Below are 23,000 nucleotides of genomic sequence, written 5' to 3' on the forward strand. Positions count from 1 at the left end.
CGTCCGTCATCCTGCTATTCCGGACCGACAAAAACAGTTCCGACGACTGTTCCGTGGCGACTGTCACACTCGCCACATGACCGCCCGCACCATCGCCCGTCGTCTCCTCGGCGCCTTCCTCGTGCTCGCCGGCCTCAGCCATCTCTTCTGGGCCCGTACGACCTTCCGTGCCCAGGTGCCCGAGTGGCTGCCGATCGACGTCGACCTCGCGGTGGTGGCGTCCGGGGTCGTCGAGATAGCGCTGGGCCTGGCGCTGATCGCCCTGACGCGTCGACGGGTGCTGGTCGGCTGGGTCGTGGCGGCCTTCTTCGTGGCGGTGCTCCCGGGCAACGTCAACCAGCTCGTGACGCACACCGACGCGTTCGGGCTCGACACCGATCTTGCGCGGTGGCTGCGGCTGCCGTTCCAGCCCGCGCTGGTGGCGTGGGCGCTGTGGTCGACCGACGCGTGGCGGCAGCGACCGCGACGGGCGAGGATGGACGCATGAGACGCGTGATCCACACCGACCGGCCCGACGCCGGGGCCTATGCCCTGCTGAACTCACTCGTGGTGCCGCGCCCGATCGCCTGGATATCGACGCTCTCGGCCGACGGCATCGGCAACCTCGCCCCGCACTCGTTCTTCAGCGTCGCGTGCGCCAACCCGCCGATCGTGTCGTGGACCTCGGTGCGCCAGAAGGACACGCTGACCAACGTCCTGGCCACCGGGGAGTTCGTCGTGAACCTCGCGACGCTGCCCGACATGGACCTCGTCAACGCGACGAGCGCGACCTTCGAGCCGCACCACGACGAGGCCGAGGCGCTGGGCATCGAGATGGAGCCCAGCGAGCGCGTGGCCCCGCCGCGGGTGGTCAGCTCGCCCGCGTCGCTGGAGTGCACGCTGCACTCCACGATCGAGCTGGGCGACTCGGTGCTGGTGCTCGGGGACGTCGTGGCCGTGACGGTCGTCGAGGAGGCCATGGACGGCGACCACCCCGACTTCGCCAAGCTGCAGACCGTGTCGCGACTCGGCATCGACGAGTGGGGTCTGCCGCCGGCGGTCAGGGCGGTCGACCGGCCCAACTAGCTGGCTAGCCCAGCAGCTGCTGCACCGAGACGTCGCCGTCCTCGGACTCGATCGCCTCCGCGATCTTCGTGACGTCGTCGGGCTGCACCTCGACCGCCACCTCGTCGAAGCCCTTGCGGAGCTCTTCGACGACGACGACCTCGGTCGCACCGTCCTGGTAGGCCGACACGCGGTCGACGACGTTCTGGATGGCCTCGATCTGTTCGCTCTCGTAGTCACTCATGGCCGCGTCGTACCCTCCGCGTCGCCGTCCAATCGCCGCGGGTGGCTCGGCCACCAGAAGCGCTCGCCCAGCATCGTCGCGAGGGCCGGCACCAGCAGGCTGCGGACCACCAGCGTGTCGAGCAGCACACCGATGCCGACGATGACGCCGATCTGGGTCAAGGCCACGACCGGCAGCACCCCCAGCACCGCGAACACGGCCGCGAGCACGATGCCCGCGCTGGTGATGACGCCACCCGTCACCGCCAGCGCGCTGGTCATGGCCCCCGCCACGGGCTGGGTCGCGCCCTCCTCTCGAGCGCGGGTCGTCAGGAAGATGTTGTAGTCGACGCCCAGTGCGACCAGGAAGATGAAGGCGAACAGGGGCACCGGCAGGTCGAGCGCCGGGAAGTCGAACAGGTGCGTGAACACGAACCATCCCGCTCCCACGGCGGTCACGTACGTCGCCACGACCGTCAGCGCGAGCACCACGGACGCGACGACCGACCGCAGCAGCACCAGCAGGACGATCATGACGATCACGAGCACGAGCGGGATGATGAGCAGCCGGTCGTGCGAGGCCGCCGACGCTGCGTCGATGTCCTGGGCATCGGGCCCTCCGACCAGTGCCTCGTCGCCGAGGGACGAGCGCAGCCGCTCGACCGTGTCGGCCGACCGGTCCGAGCCACGGTCGCTGTCGAGCACGACCTGGAGCGAGGCCCACGTGTCCGACGCGGCACCGGGACGCACGGACGAGACACCGTCGACGCTCGACGCGCGCCGGGCGACGTCCGCCACGGCGCCCGGACGGGCGAGGACGACGGTCGGCTCGGCGAAGCCCGCCGGGAACGCCTCGGCCAGCCTCTCCTGCCCCACGACCGACTCGGGCGTCACGCGGAAGCGCTCGTTCTGCGTGAGGCCGACCTGCAGGCCGGCCGCGCCCAGCGACAGCAGCAGGAGCAGAGCCACCGACCCGGCGACGAACGTCCGCGGGCGACGGACGACGGCGTGACCGACCCTCGACCAGACGCCGGTGCGAGCCGGATCGTCCTGACCGACCCGGGGGACGAAGGGCCAGAACAGGCCACGCCCGAACAGCACCATCGCGGCGGGCAGCGCGACCAGCCCGAACAGGACGGCGACCACGATGCCGATCGCGGCCGACCAGCCCAGCGCGCGGTTGCTGGGCGCGTCGGCGAACGACAGCGTCAACAGGGCCAGCGTCACGGTGCCCGAGCTGGCCAGGATGGCGGGGGCCGCCTGGCGCCAGGCGGCGCGCATCGCGGCGAACCGGTCGTCGTGGCGGCGCAGCTCCTCGCGATAGCGCGCGATCAGCAGGAGCGCGTAGTTGGTGCCGGCGCCGAACACCAGCACCGAGGTGATGCCGGTCGTCGATCCGTCGACCTCGTAGCCGAACAGCTGCGTCGCGGCGGCCACGGCGAGCGAGGCGACGCGGTCCCCGACCGCGACGACGACCAGCGGCACGAGCCACAGCCACGGGCTGCGGTAGGTGACGAGCAGCAGCACCGCGACGATCAGCGCGGTCGCCACCAGCAGGCGCACGTCGGCTCCGGCGAAGGCGTTCTCGATGTCCGCCTGGAAGGCCGGACCGCCCGTGACCTCGGCCGCCAGTCCGCCGGGCAGCGACGCGACGGCGTCGCGGATGGCCTCGACCTTCGCCGAGCCCGTCGACGCCTTCAGCGGCACGGCGACCAGACCGACCTCGCCGTCGTCCGAGAACGTCGGCGTCAGGTCGGCCCCACCGACGCCGAACCGGCCCAGCCGTCCTGCGAGGTCGGTGACGGCAGCTCGACCGCCCTCCCCCAGCACCTGTCCGTCGCGGCTGACCACGACGATCGCCGGTGAGACCCCGCTCGATGGCAGGGTTCGCTGGATCGCCGAGACCGTCGTCGACTCGGCCGAGTCGGGCAGGCCGCTCGTCGCCTGGTCGGCCTCGCGCGCCTCGGGTGCCAGCGCGAAGACCAGACCCGTCAGCAGCACGAACGCGAGCACGGTCAGCACCGACGCTCGACGAGCCGGCCGTCGCCATTTAGTTCCATCATCGAATGATTCCACGAGTGAAACAGTACGATGCGATCATGACGGATGCCACTCGACGCGACATGGGCTCGACCGGGGCGAACGACCTGGTCCGCGAGCTGCGCCTGTTCAACCTCGAGATCGAGCGTTACATCCTGCGGATGAGCCACGTGCACGCGATGCACCGCACCGACCTGTCGGCGATCGGGCTCGTGATGGACCGCGGCGGAGCCACGCCGAAGGACATCGCCGAGGGGCTCAACCTCAGCCCGTCGGCCACCAGCGCGATGATCGACCGTCTCGAGCGCGCGGGCCACGTGCGGCGCGAGCGGGTCGAGACCGACCGGCGGTCGGTCACGGTCGAGATCACCGAGCAGGCCCTCGCGGTCGGCTCGTCGATGTTCGGCCTGCTCGCCCGGCACATGCGCGGCGTCCTCGACGAGCACAGCGACGACGAGCTCGCAGCGATGGCCGCCCTGATGGAGCGCATCAATGCCGCGGCCCGCGCGGCCAGCGAGGAGGCGGGGAGCGCTCCGGGCGACTAACGTCGTCCTAATGCAGTCATCCGAGCCGTCCGGCTTCATCCGCGTGCGCGGCGCCCGAGAGCACAACCTCCTCGACGTCGACGTCGACCTCCCCCGCGACAGCTTCGTCGTGTTCACCGGCGTCTCGGGGTCGGGCAAGTCGTCGCTGGCGTTCGGCACCGTGTTCGCCGAGTCGCAGAAGCGGTACTTCGAGTCGGTCGCGCCGTACGCCCGCCGGCTTCTCTCGCAGGTCGGCGCTCCCGACGTCGACTCGATCGACGGGATGCCGCCGGCCGTCGCGCTGCAGCAGGCCCGCGGTGCGACGAGCGCGCGGTCGTCGCTCGGCACGTTGAGCTCGCTGTCGGACGTCCTGCGCCTGCTCTACAGCCGGGCCGGCACGTATCCGGACGGGGCCGAGCACCTGCCGGCGTCCGCGTTCTCCCCCAACACCGCCGTCGGCGCCTGCCCGACGTGCGGCGGCAGCGGCGTCTCGCGGTCGACCACCGAAGAGCTGCTGGTGCCCGACCCGACCCTGTCGATCGACGAGGGCGCGATCGGCGTCTGGGCCAACCGCGCCTGGGTCGGGCTCAACGTGCGTCGCATGGTCACCAAGCTGGGCATCGACATCCACGCCCCGTGGCACACGCTGCCCCAGAAGGACCGCGACTGGCTGCTGTTCACCGACGAGGAGCCGCGGATGCTCCTGCAGGGCAACAAGCAGGGCGAGGCGAGCCAGTACCACGGCCACTGGTCGTCGGCCGAGAAGTTCTTGATGCGCAACCTCGCCAAGACGCAGTCGGACTCGCAGCGCGAGAAGCTCGAGGCCTTCCGGGCCGAGGGCCCGTGCCCCACCTGCCACGGCAAGCGCCTGCGTCCTGCGGCGCTGGCCGTGACGTTCGCCGGCGTCGACATCGCCGAGCTGGCCGCGATGCCGCTGTCGTCGGTCTGCGCGCTGCTCGACGAGGGGCTCGCGCAGCAGGCCCTGGGCACCGACCGGCACGGTGCTGCTGCCTCCAAGGCGGCACGCTCGCTCGTCAAGGACTTCGGCGAGCGTGTCGAGGCGATCATCGGCCTGGGGCTCGGCTACCTGTCGATGGACCGGTCGAGCACGGCACTCTCCCCCGGTGAGCTGCAGCGCGTGCGCCTGGCCGGTCAGCTGCGCTCGGGGCTGTTCGGCGTCCTGTACGTGCTCGACGAGCCGTCGGCCGGGCTGCACCCTGCCGACTCCGAGGCGCTCTACGACGCCCTGCGCCAGCTCGTCGCCGGCGGCAACTCGTTGTTCGTCGTCGAGCACGACCTGTCGATCGCGCGCCAGGCCGACTGGGTCGTCGACGTCGGGCCCAGCGCCGGCGTGCTCGGTGGCCGCATCGTCTACAGCGGCCCGCCCGACGGGCTGGCCGACGTCGCCGAGTCCGCCACGGCCGAGTTCATGTTCGACCGCACCGAGAGGCCTGCACTGACGGCTCGCGAGCCGGCCGAGTGGATGGCCATGGACCACCTGACGCGCCACAACGTGGACGACGTCAGCATCCGCCTGCCGCTCGGCGTCATGACGGCGATCACGGGCGTCTCGGGCTCCGGCAAGTCGTCCCTGCTGACCGCGCTGACCGAACGGCTCGAGGCGGCCGACGAGCAGCGACGCATCACGGTGATCGACCAGCGTCCGATCGGCCGGTCGCCGCGATCGAACCTGGCCACCTACACGGGCCTGTTCGACGGCGTCCGCCGGCTCTTCGCCGCCACCCCCGAGGCCAAGGAGCGCGGCTGGACGGCGGGCCGGTTCTCGTTCAACGTCGCTGAAGGTCGGTGCCCCACGTGCGACGGCGAGGGATTCATCGCGATCGAGCTGGTGTTCCTGCCGACCAGCTACTCGTCGTGCCCCACGTGCCACGGCTCGCGCTACAACCCCGAGACGCTCGAGGTGACCTACCAGGGCCGCGACATCGGCCAGGTGCTGGCGATGACGGCCCAGGAGGCGGCCGACTTCTTCGCCGACGTCCCCGCCATCCACCGGTCGCTGACCACGCTGCTCGACGTCGGCCTGGGCTACCTGACCCTCGGTCAGCCGGCGACCGAGCTGTCGGGCGGCGAGGCCCAGCGCATCAAGCTGGCCACCGAGCTGCAGCGGCCCCGGCGCGAGAACAGCGTCGTGATGCTCGACGAGCCCACCGGCGGCCTGCACCCCGTCAACGTCCGCGACCTCGTGCGCGTGCTGGGCCGGCTCGTCGACGCCGGCGACACCGTCGTGGCCGTCGAGCACGACATGCAGGTCATCGCGGCCGCCGACTGGGTCATCGAGATGGGCCCCGCCGGTGGCGACCAGGGCGGCACGATCGTCGCCGCGGCGACGCCCGCCGACCTGCTCGACCACGCCGACAGCGTGACCGCGCCCTACCTCAGGCGCGCGATCGAGTCGTCGTCGCACGTCGACCAGAAGTCGCCGACGACGTCCTGAACCTCCGCGAACGAGCGGGCCGCGAACAGCACCTCCTGGTAGTGGGTGATGTCGTAGTCCTGCGTGCCCATCGCGGCGATGTCGAGCGGCAGGATCGTCATCGACCGGAACTCCTCGATCTCGCCCGGGCTCGACAGGATGCCCGCTCCGTACGCCTTGAGCCCGTCCGCCTCGTGCACCACCCCGAACTCGAGCGTGAACCAGAAGACGCGGCTGACGAACTCCAGCGCCTCGGCGCTCTCGACGCGTCGTGACGCCGCTCCCGCCGCCTCGTACAGCTCGGTGAAGCGTCGGTCGGCCAGCGTGTTGCCGTGGCCGACGACCTCGTGCAGCACGTCGGGCTCGGGTGTGTAGAGCGGCACCGAGTGGTGGCGCACGTACTGGGTCGCCCAGAATCCGTGGTCGGCGAGTGCGCCGTAGAACTCGCGCAGGGGCACGAGGCCCGCTGCCGGACGGTAGCGGAAGCCGGTGAGCGGCTCGATCCAGTCGGACAGCTCCTCGAGCTGTGGCACGCGGTCGGCCGGCAGCCCCAACGCCTCCTTGCCGTCGAGGAACTCGCGGCAGGCGTACGTCCGGTGCTTGCCGCGCAGGTCGTCGCACACCACGCGCCACACCTCGTGCTCGTCGTCGGTGTAGGCGACGGCAGGCGCCGGCTCCCCCGGCGTCCACCGGTCGGCGGTCGTCGCGATGACGTCTCGCCGCTGGCGGTACTCCGGGTCGTGCAGACCGGGATGCCCCTCGCCGAGCTCGACCGTGAGGCTGCCGTCGGTCTTGGCGACGACGGGTGCGAAGTACTGACCTTCTTCGAACATGCGCGCTCCTGGTTCAGGCGGTGGCGGGGTGGACGGTGCCGACGACGTCGCCCAGCTCGATCTGCCGGCCGTCGGCCAGGCGGGCCGTCGCGGAGATCGTGACCGTGTCGCCGTCGTCGAGGTAGGTGGTGTCGTGGTGCAGCTCGAGCAGCGAGCCGACCTGGTCGGCGTCCGGACCGCTGACGGTGCCGGACGCGAAGAGGTCCCCCGTGCGCAGCGAGGCGCCGTTGATCGTCAGGTGCGCCAGCATCTGTGCCGGCGTCCAGTACGTGGTGGCGAAGGGTGGCCGCGAGACCACGGTGTCGCCGATGCGGATCGTCAGCTCGAGGTCGAGCGTCCACGGGGCGTCGGCCTGGAGGTAGTCCATCGGTCGGGGGTGCTGCGTGGGCGGATCGGTGCGGGCTTCGTCGAGCGCCGCCAACGTCACGATCCACGGCGACACCGACGTCGCGAACGACTTGCCGAGGAACGGGCCGAGCGGCACGTACTCGAAGGCCTGGACGTCGCGGGCCGACCAGTCGTTGACGACGCACAGCCCGAACACGTGCTGCTCGACGTCCTCGACCGACACCGGCTGGCCGAGCACGGACGGCGTGCCCACCACGAAGCCGATCTCGGCCTCGACGTCGAGCTTCGCGGTGGGCCCGAACGAGACGCCCTCGCCGGCACGGCGCTGACCTGACGGACGACGGACGGGCGTGCCCGAGACCACGACCGTCCCCGCCCGCCCGTGGTAGCCGATGGGCAGGTGCTTCCACGCCGGCGACAGCGCCTCGCCGTCCGGACGGAAGATGCGTCCGACGTTGGTGGCGTGGTGCTCGGACGCGTAGAAGTCGACGTAGTCGGCCACGGTGAACGGCAGCACGAGCTCGACGTCGGACGCCGGCACGAGGTACCGCGCGGCGGCGGGCCCGGTGACCCAGGCGAGCAACGCGTCGCGCACCTCGCCCCACGCCGCGCGGCCCGCGCCGAGCAGGGCGTCGAGCGTCCCGTCGGCGAACAGGGCGGCGCGCTCGGGCACCACCCGCGCGGCCGCGGCCGTGAGGTCGAGGACGTCCGTGCCCACCCCCACCCCGACCTTCGGACGCTTCTCGCCTGTGCCGACGAAGGAGCAGTACGGCAGCGTGGTGTGCCCGAAGTCGGTGCTCACCCCTTGCTCCACGACCAGGCGTAGACGCCGTCGTCGCAAGCGCGGCCGCCCTCGCCGAGCTCGAGCGGGCGGAACGTGTCGACCATGACGGCGAGCTCGTCGAACGACTCGGCGCCGAGACTGGCCTCGATCGCGGACGGCTGCGGCCCGTGGGAGTGGCCGCCGGGGTGCAGCGAGACGGAGCCTCTGCCGATGCCCGATCCCTTGCGGGCCTCGTAGTCGCCGGCGACGTAGAACATGACCTCGTCGGAGTCGACGTTGGAGTGGTAGTAGGGCACGGGGATCGCGAGCGGGTGGTAGTCGACCTTGCGCGGCACGAAGTTGCAGATGACGAAGTTGCTGCCCTCGAACACCTGGTGCACGGGCGGCGGCTGGTGCACGCGACCCGTGATCGGCTCGAAGTCGGCGACGTTGAAGGCGTACGGGTACAGGCAGCCGTCCCAGCCGATGACGTCGAAGGGGTGCTGGGGCACGACGTGCACCGAGCCCGTCAGGCCGAGAGGCCCGGACCCGCGGTGCTTGATGAGCACCTCGACGTCGGTCTCGTCGCGCATCTCGGGCTCGGACGGCCCGCGCAGGTCGCGCTCGCAGTAGGGCGCGTGCTCGAGCAGCTGGCCGAACCGCGACAGGTACCGCTTGGGCGGCGCGATGTGGCTGTTGGCCTCGATGCAGTACGCCCGCACTGGACCGTCCGGCACCCACCGGTGCGTCGTCGCCCGCGGCACGACCAGGTAGTCGCCCGGGCCGAACCGCAGGTGCCCGAACACCGTCTCGAGCACGCCCATGCCCGCCTCGATGAAGACGCACTCGTCGCCGGTGGCGTTGCGGTAGAGCGGCGACGTCTCGGCCGCGACGACGTACGAGATGCGCACGTCTGCGTTGGCCAGCACCAGCCGCCGTCCGGTCACGACGTCGACTCCCTCACCTGACTCAAACAGGTCGTGCAGCTTCAGGTGCCGCGCCAGCAGGGGTTCGTTGGGCGTCGTCGACAGGTCGGGAAGCGCCCACGGACGGGCGTCCACGATCGCCGACGGCACACCACGGTGGTAGAGCAGCGAGGAGTCCGAGCTGAAGCCCTCCTCCCCCATCAGCTCTTCACGGTAGAGCGCACCGTCGGGCGCCCGGTGCTGGGTGTGACGCTTGGGCGGGATGCTGCCGGCGTGCCGGTAGTGCGGCATGGTCAGAAGTTCCCGCGCAGGGCCTGCTCGCGCTCGATGGCCTCGAACAGCGCCTGGAAGTTGCCCTTGCCGAAGCCCAGCGATCCGTGCCGCTCGATGATCTCGAAGAAGACGGTCGGACGGTCGCCGATCGGCTTGGTGAAGATCTGCAGCAGGTAGCCGTCCTCGTCGCGGTCGACCAGGATGCCGCGCTGCTGCAGCTGCTCGATCGGCACCCGCACCTCGCCGATGCGCTCGCGCAGTGCCGGGTCGGTGTAGTACGAGTCGGGCGTGTTGAGGAACTCGATGCCGGCGGCGCGCAGGCGGTCGACGGTGTCGAGGATGTCGCCCGTGGCGAGCGCCAGGTGCTGCGCGCCGGGGCCGCGGTAGAACTCGAGGTACTCGTCGATCTGCGACTTCTTCTTGCCGACCGCGGGCTCGTTGAGCGGGAACTTGACCCGGTGGTTGCCGCTGGCCACCACCTTGCTCATGAGCGCCGAGTACTCGGTCGCGATGTCGTCGCCGACGAACTCGGCCATGTTGGTGAAGCCCATGATGCGGTTGTAGAAGTCGACCCACTCGTCCATGTGGCCCATCTCGACGTTGCCGACGACGTGGTCGAGGGCCTGGAAGATGCGCTTGGGGGCGTCGGCCGGGCGCACGAGCGAGGACGTCCGCGCGACGTAGCCCGGCAGGTACGGACCGGTGTAGCCGCTGCGGTCGACCAGGGTGTGGCGGGTGTCGCCGTAGGCGGCGATCGCGGCGACCCGGACGGTGCCGTGCTCGTCGGTGACGTCGTGCGGCTCCTCGAGGATCGTCGCGCCCTGCGCGCGGGCGTGGTCGATGCACGTGTCCACGTCCGGCACCTCGAGGGCGATGTCGGTGATGCCGTCGCCGTGCGCACGGTGGTGGTCGAGCACGGGGCTGTCGGGGTCGACGCCCCCCTTCAGCACGAAGCGGACGGCACCGCTCTCGAGCACGAAGGCGTGGTGGTCGCGGTTGCCGGTCTCGGGGCCGGAGTAGGCGACGAGGTCCATGCCGAAGGCCGACATGTAGAAGTGCGCCGACTGCGTGGCGTTGCCGACGGCCCACACGACGGCGTCCCAGCCCGTGACCGGGAAGGGGTCGGTGGCGGGATCGTGCTCGACCAGCCCGACGAGCTGCTTGAGCTGGTCGAGGTCGAGCTCGGCGAGGCGTTCGGAGTCAGTGAGATCGATCGTCATGTGACCCAGCACACTCGGTCGAGCACCGATGAGCAACCGGCACGTCCAGAGGTGGTCAAACATGACGATCCAGCGCATCATGGAGCAGCCGAACTAGGCAGACTGACTGGACGGAGACATGATGGACCAGCTCGATGTCGCTCTCGTCGAGACGATGAAGGCCAACCCGCGCGTCGGCGACCTCGAGCTGTCACGGCTCACGAAGGTCGCACGGGCGACGGTGCAGTCGCGACTCGCGAAGCTGGAGAGCAGTGGCGTCATCACGGGCTACGGCCCGGACGTCGACCTCGTGGCAGCGGGCAACCCTGTGCTGGCCTTCGTGACGCTCGAGATCGTGCAGGGCGCGCTGGACGCCGTGACGGTCGAGCTCGACTCGCTGCCCAACGTGCTGGAGGCCTACATCACGAGCGGCAGCGCCGACGTCGTGTGCAAGATCGCGGCGACCTCGCACGAGGACCTCAAGGACACGCTGCTGCACATCAGCCGGTCGGGCTCGGTGGCTCGGTCGACGAGCGTCATCGTGCTGTCGGAGCTGGTGCCCCCGCGCATCCTGCCGATGCTGCGCAAGGGCGCGTCGGACGGCCCCACGAGGTCGCCGACGTTCAAGCAGGGTGCTTGAGAGAAGAGACGTCACCGGACGAGCACACCGCCGTGCCGAGGATCGAGCGGATCCTCGTGGCTGCGACCGCGAGCTCGCCTCCGACGCCCCTCACGAACCCAGGTAGCGGCCGGCCATCCGGATGGCTCCCCTGCCTGCGGGAACCGAGGTCGACGTGCACTCCCCCGTTGATGCGTCGCACGTCGTCACCTTCGTGCCGTCGACGCGCATGAGGCGTCCGTCGGGCGTCCAGCCGTAGGTGAGGGCGTGCCCCGGCAGGGTGATGCGCCGGCCCGTCGCGACGTCAGTCACGTGGACGACGGGGTCGGCAACCGTCTCTCCCGTCACCCCGTCGCTGACACCCGTCACCGGACCCCCGGGCTTGTCGAGACCGACGAAGGTGTTGGTGGTCTCGACGAACCGACCATCGGGCGACAACGAGTTGCGCGCGTACGGCTCCGAGCTGCCCTCCATCCGCACCGCCAGGTCGGTCGTCGACCGCAGCTTCTTGGAGTCCCCCAGCTGATAGGTCTTGTCGCTCAGCGGACCGCCGAGCGCGCGTCCGCCGCCCACGGCCGGCAGCTGCGTGCCGGGGACGTCGGCGACTCTCTCACCGGTGCGCCAGTTGACGACCTGCTGGTCGCCGTCGACGCCGAGCACGACGAAGTCGCCGGTCAGACCGATCGGCGGGACGTCCCAACCCGCCCAGGTGTAGCGAGCGGCATACGTGACGGATGCGACCTCGCGTCCCGTGGACGCCTCGACCACGTGGATGCGCCAGCCCGGGCCCTCCTTGGTCAGGTAGACGAGACGATCGGCCTGCGCATCGGTGCCCGGCACGACCTTGCCCGGCAGGTCGAGCGGGCGCACCGATCCGTCGGTGCCGACGTAGACGTAGTCGCGCCTGGCCGTTCCGTCGTCGCTGTTCGTCACTCCCGCGACGACCCCTTGCGACGTGTACAACATCATCTGCACCGTCACGCCGAGGTCGACGGAGTAGGTGGGATCGCTGAACCACAACGTGTCGCCGCGCGAGAACGCACCACCGGCGCGGTAGGCCGCCGACACGAGGTCGACGTCCCCCGCGGAGATGGTCGTGCTGGCGTCGAGGCGGGTCGGCCCGCCGTGGTCGATGCCCGTGACGACCACCGCGCCGGCGATGGCGCCGACGGCGAGCGTCACGATGCCTCGCCGCGCCACCGTGCGACGACGGCGCACGCGGCGACCGCGACGGATGATGCCGTCCAGGTCGATCTCCGGCACCGGCTCGGCGCCGGCGTGGTCACGGATCTTCTCGAGCAGCTGATCAGTCATGGTGGCTTCCTTCGGGGACGAGGTGGGCGTGCGAGCGGAGTGCCGCGAGAGCGGCGGACGTCTGGCTCTTGACCGTGCCGGACGTGATGTTGAGGATGTCGGCGGTCTCTTGCACCGACAGGTCGTCGAGGAACCTCAGCGCGACGGCCGACCGCTGACCGAGCGGCAGCGACCGCAGGACGTCGTTCAGCGCGAGGTGCTCGACCGATGCGGACGCATGGTCGTCGGTCGAATCGGCCCGGCCGCCGTAGTCGGCCGTGAGGTCGGTCGCGCTCTCCTTGGCCCACCCGTGCTTGCGGAACCAGTCGTGTGCGACGTTGACCATCGCCCGCCGCGTGTAGGCATACGCCTTGTCGGCCTCACGCAGCCTCGGCCACGCGACGTAGCTCTTGACCAGCGCCGACTGCACGAGGTCCTCGGCCAGCTGCCGGTCGCCCACGATCACCACGGCCGTGCGGTACAGGCGCGGCCACGCGGATCGGGCGAACTCGCTGAAGTCCGCCTCGCTGGTCTGACGCACGCTGGCTCCCTGGTTCGAACGACACTGACACCACCTAGACGGGGTGGGACGTCCGATCGGTTGGGTCGGGTGATCCGACGCGGAAGACCGGCCAGCCGATCTCGGTGCGCCAGGCACTCGCATCGGCGGTGTCCCGGGGCCCCACCAGATAGACCTCCCGCACCGGCCCGGCCACCGCCAGCGCGTTGTCGACGACCCACGTGCCGAGCTCGCCGTACGTCACCTCGATGTCGTCGTGGGCGCCTCGGTGCACCGCGACCGCCAGCTCGACGGCCGGCAGCGTGGCGGGACGCACGCGCCCGACGTGGGGTGGCTCGGTTGCCTGGCGGTACACCAGCAGGTGCCCGCGGCCGTCCTCGAACAGCGCGTTGTCGTACAGGCCGCCGGGAGCGCCGACGGGCTCGGCGACCACGGCGTCGAGCTCGGCCATCGCGCCGGCGTACCAGCCGAGGACGTCGTCGAGCGCGACGTCGTCCTCGACGGCCGCGACGGTCATGGCGGGCACGACGCGCAGCTCGACGTCCAGGCTCGCGGGCTCGGGGGCCAGCAGCCTGCGCAACGACGCCACGGCGGCCCGGGTGCGGTCGAGCTCGGCCTCCAGCCGTCCGAGGTGGTCGGCCACGAGGGACGCGCGGTCGTCGGGATCGGCCGAGCCGACGATCTCGCGGACGTCCGCGAGCGGGACGTCGAGCTCGCGCAGCCGGTGGATGACCTGCGCGGTCGGGATCTGCTCGGCGCTGTAGTAGCGGTAGCCGGTGGCGGTGTCGACCTCGGCGGGCACCAGCAGCCCGGCGTCGTGGTAGCGGCGCAACGTCCGCACGCTCAGGTGGGTGAAGCGCGAGAACTCACCGATCGCCAGCACGGAAACAGTCTCCACCCTCCCTCGGGGGGAGAGTCCACGCCTTGACCCTCTCGCTCGGCGACCACCCACGCTGGGGAGCATGACGACATCACTTCATCCCACCATCCGCACCTACCTCGACGCCCACACGGCGGACGACCACGAGACCGCTCTGCGGACCTTCTCCCCCACGGCCGTGGTCACCGACCAGGGCGAGACCTTCCGCGGCACGGACGACGTGGACCGCTTCCTGCGCGAGGCGGGCAGCGAGTACACCTACACGAGCGAGGAGCGCGGTGTCGAGCAGGTCGACGACGAGCACTGGGTCGTCGCGATCCGGCTGGAGGGCGACTTCCCGGGAGGCGTCGCCGACCTGAGCTACCGGTTCACGCTCGTCGACGACCTGATCACCGAGCTGTCGATCGGCTGACGCTCACGACGCCGAGTAGTGGTCGCCGATCGCCTCGCGGATCTCGTCGTGCAGGTAGGGCCCGTCGAGCGGCACTGCCTGGCGGACGGGTTGCGGGGCGATCGCGTCCAGCTGCTCGCTCGAGAGGGCGAACACGACGCGTCGCAGCCCGACGCGGTCGATCACGCCGGTGCACATCGCGCAGGGCTGGCAGCTCGTGAACATCGTGACCTCGGACGCCTCGTCGGCGTTGAGCTCGCGCGCCGCCCACATCGCGAGCTTCAGCTCGGGGTGGGCCGTCTCGTCGCCGGTCGACTGCGCGGTGTTGTGGTCTTCTGCGATCACGGAGCCGTCGGGTCTCGCCAGCAGCGACGCGAACGGCGCCTCCCCCTGGAGGCGGGCCGCGGCGGCCAGCTCGATGACGCGGCGCAGGAGTGTCTCGTCGTTCATGCGCTCGGGATCCATGCGCCCAACCCTAGGTGTCAGCAGAGGTGGATGCTGACCCCGAGGTCGGCGAACAACGACAGCAGGTCGTCCGGTGCGTCGCGGGTGGTGACGAGGTGCGTGAGGTCCTCGGGCCTGCCGAACCGGAAGGTCGACGAGCGACTCAGCTTCGCGGCACCGGCCACCAGCACCGTGCGGCTCGACGCCTTGATGACGGCGCGCTTGAGGGCTGCATCCTCGAAAGTGGTGGACGTCAGGCCGTGCGTGGCCGACGCGGAGCAGGCGCCGAGTACTGCGACGTCGACCCGCATGTCGCGCACCGCCTCGATGCCGGACGCGGTCATCGCCAGGCTGTCGGTCTCGACCGGACCTCCCGGCACGGTGACGTACGGGCCGGGACGGGACGCCAGCGCCGCGGCCGCGTGCAGCGACAAAGCCAGCGCGGTGATCGGACGGCCCGCCAGGCACCGCGCGACCTCCAGGCAGGTCGTGCCGTTGTCGACGATGACCGACTCGTGGTCGTCGACCAGCCCGGCAGCCACCTCGGCGAGCGCCGTCTTGATCTCCTGGTCGTCGTCGAGACGCGACGAGAACGGCAGCGGGCTGCCGCGCTTGAAGGCCTGCCGCGCGCCGCCGTGGGTGCGGCTGAGGGCACCGTGCGACTCCAGCTCGGCGAGGTCGCGCCGGATCGTCACCGCCGACGCGCCGGTCAGCCCGACGAGGTCGGCCACCAGCACCTCACGTCGTCCGCCGACCGCGTGGATGATCGCTTTGTGTCGAAGTGATCGCTGCACGTGATCATCCAATCACCTACGGTCGTCCGGTGACGACCTCCACCACACCTCAGTCCGCCGCTCGTCGCGGACGGCTCGGCGCCTCGCTGATGTTCTTCACCAATGGCGTCCTCTTCAGCGCGCTGCTGCCCAGGTATCCCGAGCTGAAGGAGCACTTCGACCTCAACGATGCGCAGTTCGGGCTCACCGTCGTCGGGTTCGCCGCGGGCGCCATCTGTGCCGCAGGTGCCGCCGCGCCGTTGATCAGGCGCGTCGGCGCGACCCGAGTCACCTGGGTGGGGTCGATCGTCCTCGCCGCCACGATGGCGCTGGCGGGAGCGAGCCCCAGCGTGTGGCTGTTCGCGGCGGCGCTGTTCGTCGCCGGGCTGACCGACGCGATCGTCGACGCGGCACAGAACGTCGCCGGCATCGCGGTGGAGCGCTCGTACGGACGGTCGATCATCAACTCGCTGCACGCCCTGTGGAGCCTCGGCGCGGCCACCGGCGGCCTGATCGGCGCTCTGGCTGCCGCGGCGGACGTCGGCATCGGCGTGCAGATGGTCGTCAACGGCACGGTGTGGAGCGTCGTCGCCCTGGTCGCCAGCCGCCTGGCGTCGCCAGCGGCGTCCCTGGCTGCACAGCCGGTGCTCGGCGACGACGCGGCGCCAGCTCCGAGCGCCCCACGGAGGGCGCGACGACTGCTGCTCCCCCTGGTGCTGCTGGCCATCTGCGGCACCCTCATCGAGGACATCGCCAACAACTGGGCCGTGCTGTTCATGCGCGACGAGACCAGCGCGCCGGTCGCGGTCGCCGGCCTGGCCATCTCGGTGATGATCGGAGCGCAGTTCGTGGGTCGGTTGCTCGGCGACCGGATGACCGATCTCTGGGGACGCGAGCGAGTCGCGCGTGCCGGTGGCGTGCTGATCGCGCTCGGCATGGCCACCGCGGCCGTCAGCCCGACCGCGGCCGTGGCGCTCGCGGGCCTGGCCCTGGCAGGCTTCGGCAGCGCGACGCTGGTGCCGGCCGCCTTCGCCGCCGCCGACCGCGTGCCTGGTCTGCCCGCCGGCACGGGGGTGGCGATGCTCGGCTGGCTCATGCGGCTCGGGTTCGTGTTCACCTCGCCCGCGGTGGGTGGGCTGTCCAACCTCACGAGCCTGCGGTTCGCGTTCGTCATCCCCGTCGCAGCGGGTCTGGTCGCAGCGGTGATGGCGCACCTCGCGTCCAAGCGCGCCGTGCGCGTCAGCCGAGCTGCTCGAACAACGACACGATGATGCCCTCAGGCCCCCGCACGTAGGCCATGCGCACGCTGCCCTGGTACTCGCCGATGCCGCCGACGAGGCCGTAGCCGTCCGTGGCGACAGCAGCGACGGCCGCCTGCAGGTCGGCGACCTCGAACGAGACGTTGCGGATGCCGGTCTCGTTAGCCATCGCCGAGGCTGATCCCGTCACGTGCTCGGGTGTGTCGAAGCTCGACAGCTCGAGTCGCACTCCCCCACCGGGCGACGCCAGCATCGAGATGCGGCAGCGAGCGCCGGGGATCGCACACACCGTCTCGACGAACTCGCCCTCGACGGAGCCCGTCCCTTCCACCTCGAGACCGAGCAGCACGAAGAAGGACGTCGCGCGGTCGAGGTCCGCCACGGTGATGCCGACGTGGTCGAGACGCTTGATGTGGGTCATGGCCCCGAGACTGCCATGCTTGGCCGATGGACATGCCCTGTCACCGTGTCCGACGATGACGACGCCCCCTCCTCGAAGGACTCCTGACATGACCCGTGTGCGCGTCGACCTCAACATCTCGCTGGACGGCTATGCGTCCGGCGAGCAGAGCGCCGAGAACCCGATGGGCGAGGACTGGGGACGCCTGATGGCGGCGTACACCGGCACCCGCACGATGCAGGAGCGCGTCTTCGGCGACACCACCGGCGCGGGCACGACGGGCATCGAGGACGCCTACGCCGCCGCCTACTTCGAGGGCGTCGGGTCGGAGATCCTCGGCGCGGGCATGTTCGGCTTCCACTTCTCGGACGATCCGGACTGGCAGGGGTGGTGGGGCGACGAGCCGCCGTTCGGCATGCCGGTGTTCGTGCTGACGCACGCCGCTCCGCGTCCGTCGCTGACCTTGGGTGAGACGACCTTCCACTTCCGGAGCGCCGCGATCGAGGACGTCCTGGCCGAGGCCGTCGAGGCTGCGAACGGACTGGACGTCCGCATCGGCGGAGGCGTGAGCACCGCGACCGCTTTCGTCCGCGCCGGCCTGGTCGACGACCTGCACGTCGCCGTCGCGCCGATCGTGCTCGGCCGGGGCGTGCGGGTGTGGGACGGGCTGGCGGGCCTCGAGCTCACCCACCAGGTGACGTCCGAGGTGGCCGAGAGCGGCACGACCCACGTGACGTTCAGGCGGTAGGTATCTCGAGCGTCTGTCACTGACAGCTCGCCATGTCAACTTCTGGTAGACCTTCTCCATGACGATGGCGAAGCTGGTGTTCGGCAGGCTCACCGAAGCGTGGAAAGGCGAAGCGTCTGACTTCACCCCCCTGCTGGCCGAGCAGCTGGACAGTCTTGGCGATGCTTTGGGGATCGACCTCGCTGCGGTCGGCAAATCCGAAGTACTGACGGCGGGCCGACGACGCATTGACATCGTTGCGCATGGCGATGACGGCGCGGAGTTCGTCATCGAGAACCAATACGGCCGAGCCGACCATGACCACCTGACCCGCGGACTCGCCTACGCCGTGGCTCGTCACGCGCGGGGACTTGTCGTGGTGGCTGAGGAGCACCGAGACGAGTTCAAGGCCGTCGCCCAGTACTTGAACGATCTTGCAGAGCTCGACCGTGATCGCGGCGTCTCGGTATGGCTGGTCGAAGCCAAGGCCGTCCGCATCGGCGACAGCAACTGGGCTCCGTTGTTCACGACAGTGGTCGAACCCAACGAATTTACGGCGACGGTCGAGCAGGCCAAGCTCGCCGAAAAGCCCGGGACGCTGGACGAGTTCTTTGGGCAGTTCACGAGCTCGCACCTTCGATCGGCTGCCGAGTCGGTGATCACCAACTGGCTCGCGGCCGGTCACAAGCGCCGCATCGGCCTCAACCACGTGGTGCTTGAGGCCGCCGGCCCTGCAGTCAGTGGGGTGCGGACGGTCGTGGCCGTATTCAACGACGGTCAGGTGCTGGTGCCGTTCAGCTCGTACGCCGGCGTCAACAGCGGGATCGAGATCCCCACGCTCACGACGTCCGAGTTCCGCGAAGGTGCCGATGCGTTGTTCCAGTTCAGTGGCACCGAGAAACAGGCCCGGACTCGGGCAGGGTGGCTCACGACCGCCACCTCTGGGCCACTGTTGACCTTCTGCCTCGACGTCGCTGAGGCCTACAAGCAGGCTCTATCGTCGTCCCTGACCTAGAGGTCGGTGTGCATTACGACGTTCAGGTGGCAGGCGCCAGCATCGTCATGGTCGTGTCGACCGCAAACGCCAGCGACGTAGTCGGGTACCCGGCACGGTTGAGCGTCTCGATGCCACGGAGCAGCGACAAGAGCATGGCGGCGATCGCCATCGCGTCGAGGTCGTCGCGCACGTCGCCTGCGGCCTGGGCGTCTCGGACGCATGCCGCCAGCGCGCGCTCGTACCGCGTGTAGAACTCGGTGGACGTCTTCGCGACGTCGTCGTCCGTGGCCCCGAGCTCGGCCGTGGCTTTGGCCAGCAGGCATCCGCGCTGGGACGACGGGCCGTCGATCTTCGTGCGGAGGTGACGCTGGAGGCGCTCCCGCGCTCCACCTTGGTCGCCAGCCAGCTCGTCCTCGATGACGTCGGCATTGTCTTCGCAGTACTGGGCGAACGACCGCAGGAACAGGCCGTGCTTGTCGCCGAACGTGTCGTAGAGGCTGCTGCGACTCAGCCCGGTGGCTGCCGTGAGCTGCTGCACGGACGTCGCCGCGTAGCCGTGGTCGTGGAACGTCTCACGCGCCAGCCGAGAGGCGCTCGCCTCGTCGAAGGTCTTGGTGCGTGCCATGTGCCCACCCTACCTCGTCACGGACTGATCGTTCCGTTATGGTGGGTCTCGGCCCATTCTGGACCGTACGTTCCGTTAACGATGAGGGAGTTCTCATGACACAGGTTCTGGCAGGAAAGGTCGCCGTGATCACCGGAGGCACGAGCGGCATCGGCCTGGCGATCGCGCAGCGCTACGCAGCCGAGGGAGCGCGGGTCTTCGTGACCGGGCGCCGGCAGCACGCGCTCGACGACGCCGTCGCCACGATCGGCGGCGATGCGACCGGTGTGCTCGCCGACGCGTCGAAAGCCGACGACGTCGCCGCGCTGTTCGACGTCGTCCGCGAGAAGGCCGGACGGATCGACGTCCTCGTGGCCAACGCCGGGGGCGGTTCGTTCGCCCCGCTCGGCGCGATCACCGAGGAGCAGTACCACGACACCTTCGACTCCAACGTCAAGGGAACACTGCTGACGGTGCAGGGCTCGCTGCCTCTGCTGGCCGATGGGGCATCCGTCGTGCTGATGAGCTCGTCGTCGGCGACGATGGGCGGCGCCGCCTTCAGCATCTACGCCGCGTCGAAGGCAGCGATCCGCAACTTCGCCCGGAGCTGGGCTCTCGACCTCAAGGAGCGCGGCATCCGCGTCAACGCCCTGGCTCCCGGCCCGACCCGCACGCCCGGTCTGGTCGGGCTCGTGCCGGAGGACCAGCAGCAGGGACTGCTCGACACGTTCGCCTCCGAGCTTCCGTCGGGGCGCGTCGCCGCGGCGTCCGAGATCGCGGCGGCGGCACTCTTCCTCGCCTCGCCCGACTCGAGCTTCGTCAACGGCAGCGAGCTGGCGGCCGACGGCGGGCACGCGCAGGTGTAGCGGTCAGACCGGCACGTGGGTCTGCAGGCAGGCGATCTGGTCGCCGACGACACGGCTGAACTGCGGCTCGACGTACGGTCAGGCTGCTGGGGTGGCCGGCTCGGGTCTGGTGGTCCAGTGCAGGATGCCGTGGCCTTTGTAGGTGTGGTGTCTTCGACACAAGGGGCCGAGGTTGTCGCCGCGGGTCGGTCCGTGAGGGAACGGGACTCGGTGGTCGATGTCGCACCGTTCGGCCGGCACCATGCAGCCTGGGCCTTGGCACGTTCCGTAGAGGAATCTCAACGCGATGTTGAGGACGTCCGGCGCGAACCTGCCGAGGTATTCGTGGGCGAGGACGTCATCGCTGACCGGATCGACCACGATCCGGTGCCAGAACGTGCTGCCGGACCCAGCGACGTCGGCGATCCACTGGGCCGGGACGCCCCAGCGTCCGTCTGCGGATTCGGCGAACCCCGGGTTCGCCCCGCCGAGGACGTCGGCGTCGACCGTGACCGCGATATTCGCGTCGATCACGCTCTCGGCCCTTGAGCTTGTCGAAAGGAGCCACGCCATCAGCAGGTCGACTTCACGCTGAGCGACTGTGCGCTGATCATCGGCGTCGACAGGCCTGCGCGCGGCTTTGCGGATGCGGTCCTCAACCGCAGCGATCTCGTGCGACGGGGCGTAGGCGCCCATGAATCCCATCGAGTCGTCACCGTGCTGGAACGACACGTGCCGCTTGGCCCGCTCATCGTCGGCCCGCTCAACAGCGAGATCAGCCTCGACCCGCCGCACGAACTGCTTCAGCCAGACCCGCAGCTCGGCCACGGTGTGGGTCTCGGCATAGGTCACGACCCGCTGGTCGAGCCGGTGGACGGACTCGGCGCGCTTGAGCTGGCTGATCGTGTGTCCGATCTCGCGCACCCGCGCCAGATCGACCCGACCCTCGCTGAACGCACCCCAGGTGGTCGGTGACTGATCGCGGACGGTGTCGGCGAACGACAACCGATACTGCACCTGACCCTCGCTGAAACCCATCGCCTCACCGATCTCCAAAGCAATCGCGCCACGTTCATTGAACCGCTTGATCGCAGACTCGACCTCGGCCTCGATCCGCTCCAGCTCCAGGTCGCGGAACTCCAGCATCGCGGCCAGCTCACGAAACTCACCCCGCGCACGAGCCCGAGCGACGTCGGTCAAGACATCGATCGGATCGGTTGTCGAGGTGGCCATACATCCAACCTAGAGGCCACCACCGACACCCCTTTTCACTGCAAACGGAGGCTGTGGACAGTGCTCTCTCCGTGTGCGGATCGTCGTGGTTCAGAGCTCCAGATCCCTGGATCGCTGCACGCGAAGGTGTCACGCTCGGCGATCTCAGATCGTCTTGATCGTCCCGCCGTCAACGACGATGTCGGCGCCCACCACCGACCCAGCGGCGTCCGAGACGAGGAACCCGATGACGTCCGCGATCTCGGACGGCGGCGCGAACCGCCCGTCGGGGATGCCACCGAGCGAGTCCATGAGCGTCTGCATCCCGGCCTCCTCGCTGATGCCGCGGGCAGTGGCGATGCGCTGGGCGAGCGCCCTGGCGCTCGGGCTGTCGATGCCGCCCGGCGAGACCGTGTTGACCCGGATCCCCTGCGGGGCGAGCTCGTTGGCGAGCCCCTTGCTGTACGCGCGCAGTGCGGCTTTCGCCGCGGCGTAGCCGAGGGTCCCGTCGTGCAGAGGCATGCGCGCCTGGATGGATCCGACGTGCACGATCGCACCACGCCCCTGCCGCAGCATGGACGGCGTCAGTGCCCGATCGACGCGCACCGCCGACAGCAGGTTGAGCGACAGCTCGACATCCCAGTCCGCGTCCGAGAGCGAGGCATGTCCCCCGCCGGGCGAGCTCGACCCGCCGGCCACGTGGACGAGGATGTCGATGCCACCCTGCTCCTCGACAGCCGCGGCGATGACGTCCGCCGCCTCGGGCTGCGTGCTGTCGGCGATGACGACGCGTGCGGCGACGGTCGTCCCAGGTTCGGTGCGGCCGACCGCGATGACCCGTGCACCCGCGTCGTCAAGACGCCGGACGACGGCGTCACCGAGACCGCGGGTGCCTCCGACGACAAGTGCTCGACGACCGGCCAGGGACAGTGCTACTGGGTACGACATGAGGTGCCTCTCGACGATGTGTCGCGCCCGACGGCGCGCTCACACCTCACGCTGAGGCCTCCCCCGGAGGGAGGGTCAAGCCGAACGAACGCTCAGTCCAGCGGGGTGTCGACCCAGCCGACGAAACGGCTGCCGATGCCTGGGATCTCGGCGCGCACGTCACTGGGACGCGGTTGCGGCAGATCGGACGAGTCGTGGGTGTCGCAGCTGATGTAGGTGAACGTCGGCCACCACTTCTTCGGCCGCGCCTTCTCGGCGAACCCGCAGACATCGCACACCAGGTCGACCCAGACCGGCTTCTTGCCGGTCCGGTTGGCGCGCGACTGCACCAGCCACGGCGGCGGGTTGTCCGTGATCTCGCTCAGCTGGGCCTCGGTGAGGTGCGCCGGGAGGCCGTGCCGGGCGGCCATCTCCAGAGGGATGTCCAGGCGTTGTGCGGCGTCGCGGCGAGTGATCATCGCTCGCAACCATAGTCAGTGCAG

General features: G+C 70.1%; 26 protein-coding genes. 10 read left to right on the forward strand and 16 right to left on the reverse strand.

What is annotated here, in order from left to right; all coding sequences use genetic code 11:
- Positions 1-76: 76 nt before the first annotated feature.
- Both DX116_RS13355 and DX116_RS13360 read left to right on the forward strand, forming a co-directional pair.
- Positions 77-487 (forward strand): DoxX family protein, encoded by a 411-nt coding sequence (locus DX116_RS13355; RefSeq protein ID WP_119704747.1) that lies wholly within the window; start codon positions 77-79, stop codon positions 485-487.
- Entirely contained in the window at positions 484-1,065 is a 582-nt protein-coding gene (locus tag DX116_RS13360) for a flavin reductase family protein (RefSeq protein WP_119705631.1), read from the forward strand. The genes DX116_RS13355 and DX116_RS13360 overlap by 4 nt, the downstream gene beginning before the upstream one ends.
- Positions 1,066-1,069: 4 nt before the next feature.
- Here the strand turns inward: DX116_RS13360 and DX116_RS13365 are convergent, their stop codons facing one another.
- Together DX116_RS13365 and DX116_RS13370 are read right to left on the reverse strand one after the other, a co-directional pair.
- Positions 1,070-1,288 (reverse strand): hypothetical protein, encoded by a 219-nt coding sequence (locus DX116_RS13365; RefSeq protein WP_119704748.1) that lies wholly within the window; start codon positions 1,286-1,288, stop codon positions 1,070-1,072.
- Entirely contained in the window at positions 1,285-3,288 is a 2,004-nt protein-coding gene (locus tag DX116_RS13370) for an MMPL family transporter (protein ID WP_233556756.1), read from the reverse strand. The genes DX116_RS13365 and DX116_RS13370 overlap by 4 nt, the downstream gene beginning before the upstream one ends.
- Before the next feature lie 77 nt (positions 3,289-3,365).
- On the opposite strand from DX116_RS13370, the gene DX116_RS13375 reads away from it, so the two are divergent.
- A complete protein-coding gene (locus DX116_RS13375) occupies positions 3,366-3,851 on the forward strand; it encodes a MarR family winged helix-turn-helix transcriptional regulator (RefSeq protein WP_158591997.1) in 486 nt (161 codons plus the stop codon).
- Between the two features lie 10 nt (positions 3,852-3,861).
- Positions 3,862-6,285, forward strand: coding sequence for an ATP-binding cassette domain-containing protein (locus DX116_RS13380; protein WP_119704751.1), 2,424 nt, complete (start codon positions 3,862-3,864; stop codon positions 6,283-6,285).
- Here the strand turns inward: DX116_RS13380 and DX116_RS13385 are convergent.
- From DX116_RS13385 to hppD, 4 genes are read right to left on the reverse strand one after another with little or no spacing between them, the layout of a single operon-like run.
- Positions 6,222-7,097, reverse strand: coding sequence for a phenylalanine 4-monooxygenase (locus DX116_RS13385; RefSeq protein ID WP_119704752.1), 876 nt, complete (start codon positions 7,095-7,097; stop codon positions 6,222-6,224). The two genes, DX116_RS13380 and DX116_RS13385, sit on opposite strands and share 64 nt — an antisense overlap.
- A gap of 13 nt (positions 7,098-7,110) precedes the next feature.
- Positions 7,111-8,247, reverse strand: a complete 1,137-nt coding sequence (locus DX116_RS13390; protein WP_233556757.1) for a fumarylacetoacetate hydrolase family protein — start codon at positions 8,245-8,247, stop codon at positions 7,111-7,113.
- Complete coding sequence (locus DX116_RS13395; protein WP_119704753.1) at positions 8,244-9,425, reverse strand: homogentisate 1,2-dioxygenase; 1,182 nt, start codon at positions 9,423-9,425, stop codon at positions 8,244-8,246. The genes DX116_RS13390 and DX116_RS13395 overlap by 4 nt, the downstream gene beginning before the upstream one ends.
- A gap of 2 nt (positions 9,426-9,427) precedes the next feature.
- Complete coding sequence (hppD, locus tag DX116_RS13400) at positions 9,428-10,627, reverse strand: 4-hydroxyphenylpyruvate dioxygenase (protein WP_119705633.1); 1,200 nt, start codon at positions 10,625-10,627, stop codon at positions 9,428-9,430.
- Between the two features lie 121 nt (positions 10,628-10,748).
- On the opposite strand from hppD, the gene DX116_RS13405 reads away from it, so the two are divergent.
- Positions 10,749-11,246 (forward strand): Lrp/AsnC family transcriptional regulator, encoded by a 498-nt coding sequence (locus tag DX116_RS13405; protein WP_233556759.1) that lies wholly within the window; start codon positions 10,749-10,751, stop codon positions 11,244-11,246.
- Between the two features lie 90 nt (positions 11,247-11,336).
- On the opposite strand, the gene DX116_RS13410 is transcribed toward DX116_RS13405, so the two are convergent.
- Genes DX116_RS13410 through DX116_RS13420 form a run of 3 tightly spaced genes read right to left on the reverse strand, consistent with a single transcriptional unit; the run spans position 11,337 to position 13,921 of the window.
- Positions 11,337-12,539 carry a hypothetical protein gene (locus DX116_RS13410; RefSeq protein WP_119704755.1) on the reverse strand — a complete coding sequence of 401 codons (1,203 nt, stop codon included), beginning with the start codon at positions 12,537-12,539 and terminating at the stop codon, positions 11,337-11,339.
- Complete coding sequence (locus tag DX116_RS13415; protein WP_233556761.1) at positions 12,532-13,059, reverse strand: SigE family RNA polymerase sigma factor; 528 nt, start codon at positions 13,057-13,059, stop codon at positions 12,532-12,534. Before DX116_RS13415 ends, DX116_RS13410 begins: the two co-directional genes overlap by 8 nt.
- 34 nt (positions 13,060-13,093) lie before the next feature.
- A complete protein-coding gene (locus tag DX116_RS13420; protein ID WP_119704757.1) occupies positions 13,094-13,921 on the reverse strand; it encodes a MerR family transcriptional regulator in 828 nt (275 codons plus the stop codon).
- A 79-nt stretch (positions 13,922-14,000) separates the two neighbouring features.
- Here DX116_RS13420 and DX116_RS13425 point away from each other — a divergent pair, with 79 nt between their 5' ends.
- A complete protein-coding gene (locus DX116_RS13425; protein WP_119704758.1) occupies positions 14,001-14,330 on the forward strand; it encodes a nuclear transport factor 2 family protein in 330 nt (109 codons plus the stop codon).
- 3 nt (positions 14,331-14,333) lie between these two features.
- Here DX116_RS13425 and DX116_RS13430 read toward each other — a convergent pair whose 3' ends face one another.
- Positions 14,334-14,774, reverse strand: coding sequence for a nucleoside deaminase (locus DX116_RS13430; RefSeq protein ID WP_233556763.1), 441 nt, complete (start codon positions 14,772-14,774; stop codon positions 14,334-14,336).
- A gap of 17 nt (positions 14,775-14,791) precedes the next feature.
- Positions 14,792-15,547 (reverse strand): DeoR/GlpR family DNA-binding transcription regulator, encoded by a 756-nt coding sequence (locus DX116_RS13435; protein WP_119704759.1) that lies wholly within the window; start codon positions 15,545-15,547, stop codon positions 14,792-14,794.
- A 29-nt stretch (positions 15,548-15,576) separates the two neighbouring features.
- Between DX116_RS13435 and DX116_RS13440 the strand changes: the two genes are divergently transcribed.
- The gene (locus DX116_RS13440) at positions 15,577-16,797 is read left to right on the forward strand and encodes an MFS transporter (protein WP_119704760.1); all 1,221 of its coding nucleotides are present in this window, start codon (positions 15,577-15,579) and stop codon (positions 16,795-16,797) included.
- On the opposite strand, the gene DX116_RS13445 is transcribed toward DX116_RS13440, so the two are convergent.
- A complete protein-coding gene (locus tag DX116_RS13445; RefSeq protein ID WP_119704761.1) occupies positions 16,766-17,206 on the reverse strand; it encodes a VOC family protein in 441 nt (146 codons plus the stop codon). The two genes, DX116_RS13440 and DX116_RS13445, sit on opposite strands and share 32 nt — an antisense overlap.
- A gap of 88 nt (positions 17,207-17,294) precedes the next feature.
- On the opposite strand from DX116_RS13445, the gene DX116_RS13450 reads away from it, so the two are divergent.
- Complete coding sequence (locus DX116_RS13450; RefSeq protein WP_119704762.1) at positions 17,295-17,933, forward strand: dihydrofolate reductase family protein; 639 nt, start codon at positions 17,295-17,297, stop codon at positions 17,931-17,933.
- 58 nt (positions 17,934-17,991) lie between these two features.
- On the forward strand, positions 17,992-18,927 hold the full coding sequence (locus DX116_RS13455) for a hypothetical protein (RefSeq protein ID WP_119704763.1): 936 nt from the start codon (positions 17,992-17,994) through the stop codon (positions 18,925-18,927).
- Between the two features lie 22 nt (positions 18,928-18,949).
- On the opposite strand, the gene DX116_RS13460 is transcribed toward DX116_RS13455, so the two are convergent.
- Positions 18,950-19,534 carry a TetR/AcrR family transcriptional regulator gene (locus tag DX116_RS13460; RefSeq protein WP_119704764.1) on the reverse strand — a complete coding sequence of 195 codons (585 nt, stop codon included), beginning with the start codon at positions 19,532-19,534 and terminating at the stop codon, positions 18,950-18,952.
- A gap of 95 nt (positions 19,535-19,629) precedes the next feature.
- On the opposite strand from DX116_RS13460, the gene DX116_RS13465 reads away from it, so the two are divergent.
- Positions 19,630-20,379 (forward strand): SDR family NAD(P)-dependent oxidoreductase, encoded by a 750-nt coding sequence (locus tag DX116_RS13465; protein WP_119704765.1) that lies wholly within the window; start codon positions 19,630-19,632, stop codon positions 20,377-20,379.
- Positions 20,380-20,457: 78 nt separating this feature from the next.
- Here DX116_RS13465 and DX116_RS13470 read toward each other — a convergent pair whose 3' ends face one another.
- The 3 genes from DX116_RS13470 to DX116_RS13480 form a co-directional block, all read right to left on the reverse strand.
- A complete protein-coding gene (locus DX116_RS13470; RefSeq protein ID WP_119704766.1) occupies positions 20,458-21,591 on the reverse strand; it encodes an HNH endonuclease signature motif containing protein in 1,134 nt (377 codons plus the stop codon).
- A gap of 144 nt (positions 21,592-21,735) precedes the next feature.
- Complete coding sequence (locus tag DX116_RS13475) at positions 21,736-22,518, reverse strand: oxidoreductase (RefSeq protein WP_119704767.1); 783 nt, start codon at positions 22,516-22,518, stop codon at positions 21,736-21,738.
- A gap of 92 nt (positions 22,519-22,610) precedes the next feature.
- Entirely contained in the window at positions 22,611-22,976 is a 366-nt protein-coding gene (locus DX116_RS13480; protein ID WP_119704768.1) for a hypothetical protein, read from the reverse strand.
- Between the last annotated feature and the right edge of the window lie 24 nt (positions 22,977-23,000).

The sequence above is a fragment of the Aeromicrobium endophyticum genome (genome assembly GCF_003586285.1).
In the GTDB taxonomy this organism is placed as follows: Bacteria; Actinomycetota; Actinomycetes; order Propionibacteriales; family Nocardioidaceae; genus Aeromicrobium; species Aeromicrobium endophyticum.